General features: G+C 57.6%; 9 protein-coding genes and 1 tRNA gene. 5 read left to right on the top strand and 5 right to left on the bottom strand.

What is annotated here, in order from left to right; all coding sequences use genetic code 11:
- Positions 1-172 precede the first annotated feature (172 nt).
- Positions 173-246: transfer RNA gene (locus tag ABJK56_RS19180), tRNA-Ile, on the bottom strand.
- Between the two features lie 414 nt (positions 247-660).
- Between ABJK56_RS19180 and ABJK56_RS19175 the strand changes: the two genes are divergently transcribed.
- Positions 661-2,571: a thioredoxin-like domain-containing protein gene (locus ABJK56_RS19175; protein WP_347246298.1), complete on the top strand. Its 1,911-nt coding sequence runs from the start codon at positions 661-663 to the stop codon at positions 2,569-2,571.
- A gap of 138 nt (positions 2,572-2,709) precedes the next feature.
- Complete coding sequence (locus ABJK56_RS19170) at positions 2,710-3,690, top strand: hypothetical protein (protein WP_347246297.1); 981 nt, start codon at positions 2,710-2,712, stop codon at positions 3,688-3,690.
- 71 nt (positions 3,691-3,761) lie between these two features.
- On the opposite strand, the gene ABJK56_RS19165 is transcribed toward ABJK56_RS19170, so the two are convergent.
- Entirely contained in the window at positions 3,762-4,517 is a 756-nt protein-coding gene (locus ABJK56_RS19165) for an SDR family oxidoreductase (protein WP_347246296.1), read from the bottom strand.
- Positions 4,518-4,596: 79 nt separating this feature from the next.
- On the bottom strand, positions 4,597-5,394 hold the full coding sequence (locus ABJK56_RS19160) for a Nif3-like dinuclear metal center hexameric protein (protein ID WP_347246295.1): 798 nt from the start codon (positions 5,392-5,394) through the stop codon (positions 4,597-4,599).
- Positions 5,395-6,088: 694 nt separating this feature from the next.
- Here ABJK56_RS19160 and ABJK56_RS19155 point away from each other — a divergent pair.
- Both ABJK56_RS19155 and ABJK56_RS19150 read left to right on the top strand, forming a co-directional pair.
- Positions 6,089-9,790, top strand: a complete 3,702-nt coding sequence (locus tag ABJK56_RS19155) for an SEC-C metal-binding domain-containing protein (protein WP_347246294.1) — start codon at positions 6,089-6,091, stop codon at positions 9,788-9,790.
- Positions 9,791-9,915: 125 nt separating this feature from the next.
- Positions 9,916-11,334, top strand: coding sequence for a 3-deoxy-D-manno-octulosonic acid transferase (locus tag ABJK56_RS19150; RefSeq protein WP_347246293.1), 1,419 nt, complete (start codon positions 9,916-9,918; stop codon positions 11,332-11,334).
- A 44-nt stretch (positions 11,335-11,378) separates the two neighbouring features.
- Here ABJK56_RS19150 and ABJK56_RS19145 read toward each other — a convergent pair whose 3' ends face one another.
- Both ABJK56_RS19145 and ABJK56_RS19140 read right to left on the bottom strand, forming a co-directional pair.
- On the bottom strand, positions 11,379-11,792 hold the full coding sequence (locus ABJK56_RS19145) for a thioesterase family protein (RefSeq protein WP_347246292.1): 414 nt from the start codon (positions 11,790-11,792) through the stop codon (positions 11,379-11,381).
- A 92-nt stretch (positions 11,793-11,884) separates the two neighbouring features.
- Entirely contained in the window at positions 11,885-12,511 is a 627-nt protein-coding gene (locus ABJK56_RS19140; RefSeq protein WP_347246291.1) for a hypothetical protein, read from the bottom strand.
- An 877-nt stretch (positions 12,512-13,388) separates the two neighbouring features.
- On the opposite strand from ABJK56_RS19140, the gene ABJK56_RS19135 reads away from it, so the two are divergent.
- Positions 13,389-16,376, top strand: coding sequence for a vitamin B12-dependent ribonucleotide reductase (locus ABJK56_RS19135; protein ID WP_347246290.1), 2,988 nt, complete (start codon positions 13,389-13,391; stop codon positions 16,374-16,376).
- Positions 16,377-16,429 lie beyond the last annotated feature (53 nt).

The following is a 16,429-nucleotide window of genomic DNA, read 5'->3' as shown; positions in this document are numbered from 1 at the left end:
GCAAAGCAGGCGCTCTCCCAACTGAGCTACATCCCCACACTACGCCAAAGTGAATTCCGCCAACAAGGATAGCTAATAAGACCCTGTCGGCTTCTTCATTCTCGGCCGATTTTCCCAGTTAGCTAATCGAACACTGCGAGAAGAGGGAAGGCGAGGTGCCACGCCTTCCCAGTGCGCGCACCTGGACTCGAACCAGGGACCTCGTCCTTATCAGGGACGCGCTCTAACCTACTGAGCTATGCGCGCGTTCTTGTTTTCTATTTTTCTATTACGTACATCCGGCAGCAGGTAAACGCGCTCTCCGTGCCGGAGGCCGTCGAACTCCGGATCCTGCCGGATTGCTGCGTGCTCAAAATAGCTGCCAACGCGCGTCCACCAATTTGTCACCTCGCTAAAACGAATCTGATTGGGTTAAATACCCGGTGCGGTTCGACACTTTCATCGCAATCGCCCGACGCGCGTTTCAATTCCCTATTGTAGCCTTTGGACGGAGTGTGTAAAGTCCGGGATAAACCTTTCCACACTGCCCATGCGGGGTGATCAACATGCCTGAAAAACCCCGTTCGGCGCAATTTCCCTGGTAATGTCACCGAGGCGGGCGCCACCGTCTTGCGAGTGGGTCCGTCTCATAAGAGATACCGATCCGCAAGGAGGTACGCGATGGCACAGCGACACCGCACGTTGAGGCTCTCGACCGTGGTTTTGACGATGTTCGGGATGGTGGCCATCCCCGCTAAGGTGGAATCGGCCCCTCCAACTGTGGAGCAGACCCTCCAGATCAAGCCTGTCCAGCCCGGTGTGGAGATCGACACCCCCACTCGCGAGGAGATGGCTCAGTGTACTGTGGCGGCTGAGAAGATAGGTAAAGATGTTGGGTGGGTGGTCAAGGACGGTCGCGGGTACGTCCTGCGGCGGTTCCTTGACACAAACGGGGATAACCGAGTGGATACCTGGTGCTATTTCCAGAACGGACTGGAAGTTTACCGAGATATTGATTCCAACGGCGATGGGAAAGTGGATCAGTTTCGTTGGTTAACGGTAGCCGGAACCCGCTGGGGGATAGATAGTAACCAGGACGGGGTCATCGATCGCTGGCGACAGCTTTCCCCGGAAGAGCTCGCGGAAGAAGCTGTTCGTTCCCTGGTTACAAACAATTCGGCGAGGTTCCAGTCCCTTTTGCTGACCTCCGCCGAGCTGGCGGAACTTGGTCTGAGTACAGAGACCGAGTCCGAGATCAAGAAACTGCTTGCCCAAGCGGGGGCCCAATTCGCGGCAGCGGCCGCAAAAGCTTCGTCGTTAGGCACCGTTAAGTGGGTCCAGTTTAGTGGGCATCGTCCAGGTGTGGTACTGGCGAGTGCTGACGGTCCCAAAACTGATTTGGTCGTTTACGAGAACGCGCTGGCTTTTGCGGAGACGGAAAAAGGGACGGTGCAATTTCTCTTGGGAACGCTCATTCAGGTAGGGTCCACCTGGAAGTTGGTGACCGCACCGCAGCTTGTCGAGGATCAAGCGGTGCTGGCTTCTGCCGCGAATCTCTTTTTCCGCCCACCAGCACTGGCTCCTTCCCAGCCCGAGGCGACCGCCGGCGTTACCGAGGAAATGCAGAAACTGCTCGATGAACTGGAAAAACTGGAGGCCGCCGCAAAAGAAGCGCAGACCCTAGAGCAACAGGCCGCCCTCAATGCGAAGCGGGCCGAGATTTTGGAGGCGTTGGAAGCGCAGAGCGAACGGCCTGAGGACAAGGCGATGTGGATTCGCCAGTTGGCCGATTTCGTCTCTGCGTCCGTTCAAGCGGGGACATTTCCTCAGGGTGCGGAGCGTCTGGGGACGCTCTATGCGCGTCTGAGTAAGGATCCCGCCAAGCGGGACCTTGCAGCGTATGTGCGATTCCGCGAATTGACGGCTGAGTACTCGTTGGCTCTTCAGGCTCCGGGTGCGAACTACGACGCAGTCCAAAAGAAATGGGCGGAGAGCCTTCAGGAGTTCCTGCAACAGTACCCCGACGCCCCCGACGCAGCGAGTGCCTTGATGCAATTGGCCATTGGAAAGGAATACATGGACGACGTCGAGGGGGCCAAAAGCCTTTATCAGGAGGTCGTGAGACGGTTCCCCAATTCGCCGGAAGCGCCAAAGGCACAGGGAGCGCTGCGGCGGCTGGGTCTAGAAGGTCAAGTATTGGAATTCAGGGGCAGAGATCCGCAAGGTGGTACCGTTGATCTGGCCGCGTATCGCGGAAAGGTGGTGTTACTCCACTACTGGGCAAGCTGGTGCGAACCCTGCAAGACGGACATGGCGATCCTGAAGGACCTCATCACACGCTACGGCGGCAAATTGGCCATTGTGGGGGTCAATGTGGATACCCGGCTGGAAGATATGCAGGCCTACCTGGCCGAAGCGCGACTGAGTTGGCCGCAGATTTATGAACCCGGGGGACTGGAAAGCCGCCCGGCAGTGGAGCTGGGAGTTGTTACGCTGCCGCTGATGATTTTGCTGGACGACCAGGGCCGGGTCGTAAACAGGAACATTACGGGGGCCGAGTTGGAACAGGTGCTCAAGCGCCTCATGAAGTAGCCGCTCCGCGTGCACAGTCCGCCGGGTGGGGAGCACCGGCCTCCGCGCTGGCCTGAACTGCCAAATGGGATAAAATGCGATAACTCCCAGAAAAAAGTGTAGCGGACGGGACTTGATCTCCTGCCTGGAGAATTGGAAATGCCACGGGATCTGTATTGGGCGGTGGCCGGCCTGTGCGTGGTGTCCAGCATGGTTTGGAATGATCCGGCACCGAAAAGAGCAGGGGAGCAACCGGTCGTGGCGCCGCGGGGTCAGGTCATTTCGGGAAGTGCCGCGGCTGTGTTTTCGGCATTGCACGATGAGGGACCTGGTCTATCGGATTTGGCTGAATCCGGGCCGTCCACAGGTGCAAGCCGCGGTCTTGGCGAGACTCTTCGGGAGCGTCTGCGCGCCCGACGTGAAGTTCGTCGCGAGGGGAAAAATCGTTCACGGGAAACAATGCGAAGCGCCCCCGAAGCGTCGTCGGCACCAGCGGGAGAACGTTTGGGGGAATTGCGAAAACGGTTGGAAGACCTGGTCCAGCAATTGAGGCAGCGGATTCAGGGGACCTCCAGCGCGCCTGGTGCGGAAGGAGCGGCGCTTCCGAAACAACGCATGCCGCCAATTCTGCCTGACGTACCTAGACCCGAAAAGCCCGACGGCTCCCAAACTGGCCAGTCAAACGCATCGAAGCAATTCGTCCCCGTTGGGCCGGAACTGGTGATACCGGGGTCTTCCTCGGCCATGGAGCCGGCGGGTTCTGCCGTCAGCCCGGGTTTATCGAAAGCCGGGCCATCTGAGATCGGCCCACAGAGCACCGACGAGCTGGCTGTCCATCCGACGGGGGAGGCGAAGCAGTGGGAATCGGCTCCGGCAGCAGGTTCTCAAGAAGAAGTAGAGTCCAAGTCGCCTTCGCAAAACGGCTTGGGAGGCTGGTTCACTGGGATGTCGCAACTCTCCAGCAAACCTGCTCCGCCTTCGAACGAGAAAGGCAAAAGTAACCCGAAGGCAACGCAGCAAAAAGCCCAGGCCGAACAAGAGACTCAGAAGGAGGCGGCAGCCAGACCCCTGGAGAAAAGAAGTCTTTCTGACATCAGGCGGGAAATCCTTACACAACAACAAAGCGGTCAGCAGAAATAATTCGGCCGACAACGGCGGGTTGCGTATCTGGGTGTTGTCTTTTCATGATCCAGCGGAAGGTTCCCATGGGCTCAGCTCAAGAGTCGACCGCCCTCGACAGGAAGTGAAATGCCTGTGACGTAATCGTTGTCGATGAGGAACAAGACCGCCGCGGCCACGTTTTCTGGTCGGCCCTCGCGTTTCAAAAGCGTGCTTTTGAGTGCCTCAATCCGTTCGTGTTCAGCGAGATTCTCTGGCATCATCACCGGACCTGGCAGGATACAATTGACGCGGATCGCAGGATTTCGGTGAGCCAACTCCACGGCAAGCGTTCTGGTCAATGTGGGAATGCAGCCTTTGGAAATGAAATATGCCGCGTAATTAAGGTAAGGACGCTCGATGGCCCAGTCGCCGATGGTGATGATCACACCTCCTTCGCGCTGGTTCACCATGGCCAAACCTGCTCGGTAACAGCACCAAAATGTTCCCATTGCGTTGACCTGGAAGTGCCTTATGATGTCGTCAGGTTTGAGGGACTCCAAAGGGGTGGGCGTCCAGATGGCGGCTGCCGTCACGAGGACATCAATTCGGCCAAAGCGATCCAGTATCTGATCGAACATGCGGTCAACAGCGGAGGTATCTGCGAGGTCGGCCTGGAATAGCTCGGCAGTGCCTCCCGAAGCTGTACACTCCTCCCGAAACGCCTCCGCTTCCCGGTGGGACTCCCGGTAATGAAGCGCTAGCGCATAACCCCGTTCGGCCAGAGCCCGGGCAACCACCTGCCCGATACGTTTCTTTCCGGCTCCAGTAACCACTGCGACGCGGGAATTGGGGGCAAAAGTTTCCATGCACTTGCCTCCTTCGGTGGTTGGCTCTTTCCGGTGATTGTCCCGGATGATGTGTTGGACCGTCCACGTGGTAAAGTTGTTAAATCCACCGGATGGGGTCGCATTCAGCGCGTGACGCCCATATTTCGACTTGCGGGAAGCGTTCTCGGAGGAGATGGGCGAGGTGCTCCATGCCCAGGCGTTCACTTTGATAATGCCCAATCATACACAAGCCAATCCCCAAGAATTCCGCCTCCAGACAGGTGTGGAAACGGGTTTCTCCCAGGACAAAGGCCTGGCACCCGGCCTGGTGCGCATCGCGAAGGAGTTCGCCCGCTGCCCCGCAACCGATGGCCACCCGTTCTACCGGAACACGTGGCGTTCCCGCAACGGCAATGTGTTTCAAACCGAAGACGTTCTTCACATGCTGGGCAAATTCCAGAAAAGGTCGTGGTTCAGGAAGGATTCCTAAACGCCCGGTCCCGAGAGAAGGCTCTGCCGACGAGGGTCGAAGGGGTCGGATGTCTGTGAGCTTCAGTCGCTCAGCCAGGAGCTGGTTAATACCCTGAGCAGCCGAGTCGAATGAGGTGTGCGGCGAGAACACCGCAATCTGGTGTACGGCCAATTGCCACAGTATCCAGCCAGGAAGCGTTACTGTGGTGATCGCTGTCAGAGGTGTGAACGGCACCGGGTGGTGACTGATCACTAGGTTAGCGCCGTTCTCGATCGCTTCGGCCACCGTTCTGGGGGAAAGGGTGAGGCACGTCATCACCCGTTCGACGGGTCGTGCAGGGTCGCCCAACAACAAGCCAGTGTTGTCCCACCTCTCTGCGAGGTCGGGCGGACAGATCTCCCGGCAAACATCGCAGAGGTCTTCGACTGTTGGTTGGCGGCTCATACGGCGGCTCCGTCAGGAAAGCGGTGACGTAAATCTCCGGCACGGCGGCAGATCAACGCGATATACGATTTTCGTAATATTATGTTCCCTCCGGAAGGATGAAGGCAGATGGGTAAATGGCGGATTATCATGGCGGCGTGTTAGAAGATTTTCGTGCGGAACTGGTTCACCAATCACCGACTTTCTGGCGGGGGTTGATATCACCCCAAACAAGTTTGCCGTTTCCAGTTGAACGGATAGTTTTCCATCCCTTGTTTGGCTCGGATGACTTGGCATGCTCCCGATGGGAGGGGAAGCGGGCTTTTTTGATCGGATCTCAACGGCTGAGCTAAACCAGCGCGCAAAAAGTGTTGACGCCCGGCCATCTTGGTGCTAAGTTGCGACTTGGCGTAAAGTTGCGGTGGCGAATGTCATTTTTCTAAGACCATTGACGGACGCAGCCTCAACGCGCCGGGACCGAAAGCCTACAATAAAAGTAGAATTTTGTGAGTTTTTCAGTTGCTCCTTTTGGCGCAGCTTTTGCCGCGCGATCTCACACTGCGCGGAATGTCCGGCTTGTGGTACAATCGTGGCGATTGTTGCGCCTTAGGGAGCAGGAAGACTTGTTGCCGGAGCAGGCTCGTCCGGAAGCCTGGTCCCGTAGGGAATGCAGCCAAGCAAGCAATCAACCAACGAAAAAGTTCAGCATACAGCCATGGAACTTCTCGAACGACTGTGGGATTTCGCGACGGATACCTTTGTGGTCCTTGGCCAGGCCGTGGACAGGACGTTGACGTCGCTATTCGGCTCGGCCAATGCCCGCTATTTGCGGAAACTTCAACCCAAGGTTCAGGCGATCAACGACCTGGAGCCCCGCTATCAGAAAATGACCGATGCGGAACTCCGCGAGCAGACCGACAAGTTCCGCAAACGTCTGGAGGCCGGCGAAACTCTGGACGACCTTCTCATCGAGGCTTTTGCCGTTTGCCGGGAAGCATCCCGGCGGGTTCTGGGCATGCGGCATTTCGATGTGCAGTTGATGGGCGGAATGGTCCTTCACGCCGGGGCCATTGCAGAAATGGTCACCGGTGAAGGAAAGACCCTTGTAGCAACACTGCCGGCCTATCTCAACGCTTTGGAAGGGAAGGGGGTCCACGTCGTTACTGTCAACGACTATCTGGCTCGTCGCGATATGGAATGGATGGGCCCGCTGTACATGTTCCTCGGGTTGACTGTGGGCGCCATCCAGCACGACATGGGAGCGGTCGAGCGTCAGAAGGCGTACAGTTGCGATATCACATACGGGACCAACAACGAGTTCGGTTTCGACTACCTCCGCGATAACATGCGGCTGGCGGCCAAGGGTGACTCCCGCTATCCGCCCGAATATCAGCAGGTCCAGAGGCGTCTCCATTATGCGATCATCGACGAGGTGGATAACATCCTCATTGACGAAGCCCGGACGCCGCTCATTATTTCCGGTCCCGCCCACGATGATATTTCGCGGTACAAACGGGCGGATCAGATTGCCCGGCAACTGATTCGAGACGTGCACTTCGTGGTCAACGAAAAGGACCATACCTGCCACCTGACAGAGGAAGGCATCCGCAAAGCGGAAGAGCTGGCGGGAGTGGAGAGCTTCTACACCGCCGGCAACCTAGAATGGCCACACCTCATCGACAACGCTCTGAAGGCCCACCATCTTTACAAGCGCGACGTCCACTACGTGGTGGAGAATAATCAGGTCATCATTGTCGATGAGTTCACGGGTCGCTTGATGTACGGGCGGCAATGGAGCGACGGTCTCCACCAGGCAGTGGAAGCCAAGGAAGGCGTTCCCATCAAGGAGGAAACCCAAACGCTGGCCACCATCACCATTCAGAATTTCTTCCGCCTCTACGATAAAATCTGCGGGATGACCGGAACGGCCATGACCGAGGCCAACGAGTTCTGGAAGATTTACAAGCTAGAAGTGGTGGCCATTCCCACGAACAAACCGCTCCGCCGCATCAACTATCCGGACGTCATTTACCGCACCGCCCGGGAGAAATACAAAGCGATCGTCGATGAGATCGAGCGGATGCACAAATGGGATACGATTTGGTATTCCCGCTACGAATATGAAGTGGGACAGATTCTAGAGGAAAGCGATGACGAAATCGTCTTCCGCACCCGGGAAGGCGAGCGGAAAGTCATTCCCCGTTCTAAAATCCATAACATCGAAAAGAAAGGTCGACCCATTCTGGTGGGGACGGTTTCGGTCGAAAAGAGCGAAATGCTCTCAGAAATGCTTACAAGACGAGGAATTCCTCATCAGGTCCTCAACGCCAAACATCACGCCCGGGAAGCGGAAATTATTGCCCAGGCGGGACGAAAAGGAGCGGTCACCATTGCCACCAACATGGCCGGTCGTGGAACCGACATCATATTGGGTGGGAATCCCGAGGCGAAAGCCTGGTCCATTCTCCAGCACAAGTATCGCAGTCGATTGGACGTTCCGCGGGAGGAATGGGACGCACTCGTCAAAGAAATTGAAGAAAAGGAACAGATGAAGGCCGAAGGGCGGGAGGTGGCTCGCCTGGGCGGTCTGCACGTCATCGGTACCGAGCGCCACGAATCGCGGCGCATCGATAATCAGCTTCGTGGCCGTGCGGGGCGTCAGGGAGATCCGGGAAGCAGTCGATTCTTCCTGTCTTTGGAAGACGATCTGATGCGGATTTTCGCGGGCGATTGGGTAAAAAACATTCTCACCCGACTTGGCATGGAAGAGGGGCAGGCCATCGAAAGCCCGATGGTGACACGCCGCATCGAAGCCGCCCAGAAAAAAGTGGAAGAGCGGAATTTTGAAATCCGCAAGAACCTCCTCGAATACGATCAGGTCATGGATGAGCAGCGGAAACGGGTGTACGGGTACCGCCAGAAAATCCTCGAAGGGGCCGATTGCCGGTTGCTCATTCGTGAAATGATTCGGGAACAAATTGAAAAGAATCTGAACACCTTTCTGGATAAGAATTACGGGGCAGAAACGTTCGCTCAGTGGATTAGCAAACAACTTTCCGTGGAATTCCGGGCGCGGGATTTCCGGGGGATGGACTTTCCCACCGCAGAGGCTTATGCCCGGGACCATGCCGAGCGAATGGCCGAAAGCCAGATTTTTGACCTGATTGAAGAAAACCTGCCGGAGGAGGCTGAGGAGAGCGATTGGAACTGGGAAGCCTTGACGAAATCGCTCAATACCCGCTGGCGCCTCAATCTCAAAGAGCGCGATTTGCGGAGGATCCCCCGGGATCAGCTTTCCGAATTCCTTATCGAAAAGGCCCAGGAGTCCATTCGCACTGTTGATTTGAGCGAGGGGGCAAAATTCCTCGATCCCGATTTCGGGCTCAAGTCGGCCATCAACTGGGTCCGCAGCAAGTTTGGTATTGAACTGACCCTTGAAGATCTGCGCGATCGCGAACCATCGGCCGTCAAGGATTACGTTTATGAAGCGGCCCTCAAAGCTTACCGTCAGAAGGAAATCGAGCTGCCGCTGCGCGTGGGCCTTAGTCGGTTCATGACGCAGGACGCGCTGGGGCGGAAAGTATATGATCGGGAAACGCTGGCGCGATGGGCGAGGTCGCGTTTTGCTCTGGAATTGACCGAGGAAGACCTGCGGCAGCGATCGTGGGAGGAAATTTCCGCCCTCTTGTGGGAAGCCAGTGAGCGTGACTACGAGAAGACAGAGGCCCTACGGGCCGAAGGCGAATCTTTGCTGGCGAGTCTGTTCGCAGAAAGTGGCGACGACGTGCGGGCGAAATGTCCGCGCAACCATCCCCGACTTCTCGAGTTCTGCCGGTGGGTTCACGAACACCTGGGGCTCGAGTTGACTCCTGAAGAAGTGAGCCGCATGGAACGTCGCGATCTGGAATGGAAATTCCGCGACGCTTTCAACGATCGCTATTCGCCGGAGATGCGGCAATTGGAACGCTTCCTGGTGCTCTACACGCTGGACAGTGCCTGGAAGGACCACCTGCTGGTCATGGATCACCTCCGTAGTGCGGTGAGCCTGCGGGGTTACGCCCAGGTCGATCCCAAGGTGGAATACAAGCGCGAGGGAATGCGGCAATTTGAGCTGATGTGGGAATCGGTGGCCCGTCGCGTCACCGACTTGATCTACCGCATGGAACAACTGGATGATCGGTTTGTCCGCTCGCTGTGGCGGGAGACGCAGGCGGTTCACGACAGCACCCCCTCCAATTCGGCCATTCCGAACACGATGAAGGAGCAGCAAGAAACCATCGAGTCCACACAACAGACGGCAGGAAAGCGGCAGCCCATCCGCAAAAAAGGCCCGGATGTGGGACGGAATGATCCCTGCCCATGTGGTAGCGGAAAAAAATATAAACACTGCTGCATGCGGAACCGCGGTGCTGCCTGAGAATGAGCCGACGCAAGGTGAGGGACGCAGGTATGGGGTGACTCTTTTCGACCGAATTGGGGAGGGAGTGGAAATGGATCGCCGGAGCTTGACGTGACTACGGTATGCGGGGAAAGGAGGCCCCAATGGTCTCATTCATGGATCTCGCCTACTTTGCCGCTTTGAGCCTCGTGTCGCCGGTCTGGGCGTGGCGGTTGTTGCGGTACCCCCAGAAGTACCGGCAGGGATGGCGGGCCAAGTTGTGGGGCGATGTGCCACCACGAGAGACTTCCCTACCATGCCTGTGGTTCCATGCGGTGAGCGTGGGGGAAGTCAATCTCCTGCGACCGCTCCTCGTCGAGATCCAGCGCAGACTCTCCAGCGTGGAAGTTCGACTCAGCACCACAACCCGCAGCGGCTTCGAAGTCGCGAACAAAAAGTATCCGGAATTGAGTCCTTTTTATTGTCCGTTCGATTGGAGCTGGGCTGTTCGTCGTGCTGTGGCCCGCATTCGGCCATCGGTACTCGTTTTGACCGAGCTTGAGATTTGGCCCCAACTCATCGCGGAAGCCAAAAATGCGGGGGCCCGAGTCGCCGTGGTTAACGGTCGCCTGAGCGACCGGAGCTTGCGCGGTTATCGGGTGGCCATGCCGTTTCTGAGACCGACCTTTGAGAGATTGGATGCGGTGGCGGCCCAGGATCGGCGCACAGCCGAGCGATTCATCGCGTTGGGTGTTCCTCCTGACCGTGTGTTTGTGACGGGATCATTGAAATTCGACGGTGCCGAGTGTGATCGCAGCAATCCCCATACCCAATTTCTCCGAGAACTGGCGCAGATCGCCTGTGACGAAACGGTGTTTCTGGCAGGCAGCACCCAGGAGGGCGAGGAAGCCGCCGCACTGGAAGTTTTTCGACGATTAGGGCCGAGCTTTCCGCGCCTGCGGCTCATTCTCGTGCCACGCCATCCAGAGCGATTTGACAGCGTCGCCGAGCTCCTTCGCGCAAGCAGGCTGCCCTGGGTGCGTCGGTCAGAGCTTGCTCGGGACCGTCCTCTCCCGGTGCATTGGCCGGACGGGCAGCAGACAGCGGTTCCACCAGCGCTCGGCTCTCAGGGCGCCATTCCTGTCCCGTCCGAGACGCCGCAGCAACGACCGTTCCGCCCCGTCATCCTCGTGGACACTGTCGGAGAATTGGGTGCCTGGTGGGGCCTGGCGGATATCGCCTTTGTGGGAGGAAGTTTCGGCAATCGCGGGGGCCAGAATATGCTAGAACCAGCTGGCTATGGGGCCGCAGTCAGCTTTGGGCCCAACACGTGGAATTTCCGGGATATTGTGAAATCGCTGCTGGATGCCGAGGCCGCTGTCGTCGTGCATGACGTCCGGGAGCTGGAGGCTTTTGTCCGTCGGTGCTTGGAAGATCCCGCTTATGCCCGTGCGCTGGGCCAGCGGGCGCAGAATCTCGTTCTCTCGCACCGCGGTGCCACCCTAAAAACATTCGAGATTCTTCGAGGTTTACTATCTGCGCAGGAAAAAGCACCGGGTTTAAAGCTTCGGCGTTCGGCATGAAAGGAAGACAGCAGGACTGCCACTACACGAGGAGGCTAGCCAATTTAGACAACCTTTGGCTTGCTCGCCTCGAACTCTCGGCGGATTTCCTCCGGCACCGGCTGCACCTGTCCGGAGCGATCAACGATTGCCAGGGTTACATTGCCGCGGCATAGGAGCTCTCCATTTCGGTAGAGCAGATATTCGTGCTCGATTTTGTACGCCGTAACGCGTTTGACAATGGTCCGCAATCGCAAGAGATCGTCATAACGGGCCGGCTGATAATAGCGGCATTCGGCGTGCACCACGACCACGTACAGCCCCTGATCTTCCCACTGCCGGTAGTTGCCACCAGAGGCGCGGAGCAATTCCGTGCGTCCCATCTCAAAATAAATGAAAACTCGGCTATGGTGCAAAAACCCCATAGGGTCACACTCAGGATAGCGCACGCGGATTTCGATTTCATGTTCTCGAAGCATGGGCTTTCCTCTTTATCCCATGAACACACATGCAATCGCAACAGCGTGTCGAGAGAGCGTCAGTCTCTCAAAGCACGGTGGAAGAGCCCCCATTAGCGCATGTCGACGGTGCCCGAAATGGGCCGGCCGGATTGATCCTCGAGTCGGCATCGGAAAGGCCCATCCTCGGGACGCCATCCGGGAATGACGAGCATCAGGTTGCCACGGGCATCGAGTTTGACAGCCAGGCGGTACTGTTTTCCACCGTTTCCCTCGATGATCCAGAAAAACGAGCCTCCTCCGGGTACCATTCCCCCACGGAATTGATAATCCACGCTGAAGCCCATCATTGTTCCTTCGGGACCGGTCATTGGAAGGGCCACAGCGGCCGACAGTTGAACGGGAAAGTCGGTCGGGTGAGCTCCGCTGGTCGGGGAAACTGGAGTGGGTTGACCGCCAAATAGCGGAGCACCGGGCGAAGGCTGAGGCGGTGTTGCTGCGGAACTCTCAGCGGGTAAGTCCCCATGCGGGCCGACCCGTGTGACCGTGGACTGTTGAGGCGGTGCAAGCTGCGGTGTTGTTTCACCTGTCACGCCCGACGTGTGGCTGGCAATTGCCGGCGGAGGGGACGTCTTTTGTGGTGTCACCCGAAAAGCCGAGTCGTCCGCGCTCTTCATGCATCCGCCTAAAAGCCACAGCAGACTGACAGCAAGGGAGAGCCACTTCTTTTCCACTGCCATCGTCAGCACCCTCCGCGACTTGATACGAGGGTCATGGATGGCCGGGAGGCACATCCTTTCATTCTTCTCATTCTTCCGGCTTGAAGCTCGGCCCACGATTTCAGTGTACGTGGAATCGGCCGCCTTTGGTATTCGCGTGATGGGACGCGCGGGAAGGAAATCGCGCAACTTGGCCGCATTCGCTAGGGGAATCCGGCACGACAGCCAAACGAAATCGCTTCGAAATTTTGAGCGACTCGCCAGGCTGACGCAAAAGCTGCCCGAGAATTTCGTAACCAGTGTCTCTGCAATGTGTTACGTATTTATCCGGGCAAGCCAGACGGGGGCGTGCGAAAAAGGCACGGTGCGCAGGTCGTCATCTGAGGGGCACTTACGACACGCAGGTTCGGGACTTGACACCAGGCGAAAGCGCGGTACACTCTTACGCTATGTTGTGTATGCATTGACGGATAGATACAATTAGTAGTGTTGAGAGATATCGAGCCGGGGTTGTAATCTGAATGGGTAAGATTGTTTCCCGCACGGTAGGGGGGCGCCGGATTTACCTCATGGTAACTGAGGCGATTGGGCCAGTGAACTTGGGCAAGCCGGATAGGTTTGGGAGGTAACGAGGAATCTCTTCGGGTTTCTAAAGAGCACATTTGGAATTCCCCTCCATAGGGTGGTAGGGCTTTTGATTGTCAGGATTGCTCATCAGTGAAGAGGGTACCGAGAAATGGGTGGCTAAGCTTGAAGGAGCCAAAACTTAGGTGTACATTAGTACACCTGCCGGCAAGTGGTCGAAATGGAAGCGTGTGGTTGTGCGGCGGATCGGCGACATCGTTCGAGCCGTTCGCAAGGTAGACTAGGAAAACCCAAACATCAGGAGGTCGCTGCGATGGCACAGGAAAACCAGGCTGCCCTTCAGAATAGTCCAGTTGTCGATGGCAACGGAACGGCCCGCTCGGGGGCTCGCGGGATCAGGATTGATCCTGTGTTTTGCCCGCCCGACGTTCCCACGCCGTTCGATACCGTCAAATGGACACGGCGGACCGCTGTCATCAAAAGTGACACGGGAGGTGTCCATTTTGAACAGCCGGACTGTGAAGTTCCAGAGACGTGGAGCCAACTGGCGACGAATATTGTGGCCAGCAAGTATTTTTACGGAGAGCTCGGCACGCCGCAGCGTGAATCCAGTGTGCGGCAGCTCATCCACCGTGTGTGCCGCACGATTGCCGATTGGGGAATCGCCGACGGGTATTTTGCCTCCGCGGAAGACGGAGAGCGGTTCTATCGGGAACTGGTTTGGCTGTGCCTCCATCAGCACGCGGCGTTTAACTCCCCGGTCTGGTTTAACGTGGGCCTGTACCATCAGTACGGGATTAAAGGGGCCACGTGCAACTGGCGATGGGATGCCAAACAGGGCAAGGCTGTGCAGCCCGAAAACCCCTATGAATACCCTCAGTCTTCCGCCTGCTTTATCCAAAGCGTGCAGGACAACATGGAAGACATCATGGAGCTTGCCCGAAGCGAAGCCATGCTTTTCAAGTTCGGCTCCGGGACGGGGACCGACCTCTCCACGCTGCGATCGTGTCGGGAAAAGCTCTCAGGCGGTGGCAAGCCCTCGGGCCCGCTTTCCTTCATGCGGGTGTACGATCAAATTGCTGCTGTGGTGAAAAGCGGGGGAAAAACCCGGCGAGCGGCGAAGATGCAGTCGCTCAAGGTGACCCACCCCGACATTCTGGAATTTATCGAGTGCAAAGCCAAAGAAGAGAAGAAGGCGCGTATCCTCATTCAAAACGGCTATACGCCCGAGGAAGCCTACAGCTCGGTGCTCTTCCAAAACGCCAATTTGTCGGTCCGCGTCACCGACGAATTTATGGAAGCGGTGGAAGCAGACCGGGAATGGGTCACCCACTGGGTGACTGATCCCACTCGCGAGGGTCCTCGCTATCGGGCCCGGGAGTTGATGCAAAAGATGGCTGAATCGGCGTGGAGCTGTGGGGATCCCGGCGTCCAGTACGACACCACCATCAATCGCTGGAACACCTGTCCGAATTCCGGCCGCATCAATGCTTCCAATCCTTGTTCCGAGTACATGTTTCTCGACGATACGGCGTGCAATTTGGCCAGCATCAACCTCATGAAGTTCCGTCGCGAGGACGGAACGTTCGATGCGGATCGCTTCATCGCAGCGTGCCGTGTCATCTTCATTGCCCAGGAAATTCTCGTTGATCACTCGAGCTACCCCACGGCGAAGATTGCCAGAAACAGCCACCTGTTCCGACCGATCGGTTTGGGCTATTCCAACCTAGGTAGTCTGATTATGGCCTCCGGTCTGCCCTACGATTCGGATGAGGCACGCGGCCTGTGCGGTGCGATCACAGCCCTCATGCATGGGGCGGCCTGCCGGACGAGCACGGAACTGGCGGCGGCCGCGGGGCCTTTCGCGGAATTTGAGAAGAACCGGGAGCCGATGCTGCGGGTGATGGAACGCCACTGGGAAAAGGTGGAGGAGCTGGAGCATGCTCCGGAATACCTCAAGAACGCCGCCCGAAAACTGTGGGATGAGGTCTTGGCCAATGGGCGGCGGTACGGATTCCGCAATGCCCAAATGACTGTGCTTGCGCCCACGGGCACGATCAGCTTCATGATGGACTGCGACACCACCGGGATCGAGCCGGATTTCGCGCTGGTCAAATACAAGCAACTGGCGGGGGGTGGCACACTGAAGATCGTCAATCAGACTGTACCCCTGGCGCTGAAAACGTTGGGCTACTCAGAAGAACAGATTCGGGAGATTGTGGCGTTCATCGATAAGCACGACACCATCGAAGGGGCCCCACATCTGAAGCCCGAACACCTTCCTGTTTTCGATTGTGCCACGCCACCACCTGGTGGTAAGCGGTACATCCACTGGAAGGCGCACATCCTTATGATGGCGGCCGCCCAGCCGTTCCTTTCGGGGGCAATCTCCAAGACCGTCAACATGCCCCGCGATGTGAAGCCCGAGGACATTGCCAACGCCTACATGGAAGGTTGGCGATTGGGGCTGAAAGCCCTGGCGGTCTATCGAGACGGCTCGAAGGAAGTGCAGCCACTGGTTTCGAAGGCGTCCACCGAAAAGACCACGCAAGCGGTGCCCGCACCTCGACGCGAGCGGCTTCCCGACACCCGGCGCTCCATCACCCATAAGTTCTCGGTCAATGGGCACGAGGGCTACATTACGGTGGGACTTTATCCGGATGGCCGCCCGGGCGAGCTGTTCATCACCATGGCCAAAGAAGGAAGCACCATCGGTGGGTTGATGGACTGCTTCGGGACGGCGGTCTCGATGAGTCTTCAGTATGGCGTGCCGCTGGAAGTATACGTCAACAAATTCTCCTACACCCGGTTTGAGCCGATGGGATTCACGACGAATCCGGAAATCCGGACGGCCACGAGTATCGTCGATTACATCTTCCGCTGGTTGGGGATCACATTTCTGCCCGGCTACAGAGAGAAACTTAAAAGTTCCCAGCACGTCCTGGAACGATTGACGCCCGCGCCAGAATCTGCGGCGGATGGAACCAACGGCGCTCCCAAGGCGGACACAGCGTTCACTCCCGGTAGTGGAGAACGACGTGCTGACCCGTGGGAATCCCTGGGGGGACCACTTCCGGAGCGGTTGGCCTCCCTGGCGGCCGCGCTGACACAACCTTCATCGGCGGGTAACGGGCAGCTTCATGGCACCAAGCAGGTTGCGCAGCCTGCGGCAACGGCGACGCTGGAGAGCTATCTCCTATTCCAGGACGACGGGCCGCCGTGCGATTTGTGCGGTGCCATCACACGCCGAGCCGGGTCCTGCCATGTTTGTCCAAATTGTGGCCACAGCCTGGGCTGCTAGTGAGAAGATCCCGGGAAAAGGGATTCGTGGTGTGTGCTACGATCGGCTGGAGA

The organism is Thermogutta sp. (genome assembly GCF_039793925.1).
Classification (GTDB): Bacteria; Planctomycetota; Planctomycetia; order Pirellulales; family Thermoguttaceae; genus Thermogutta.
Note: the sequence above shows the minus strand (reverse complement) of the source record. Positions and strands in the feature narration are given on the sequence as shown.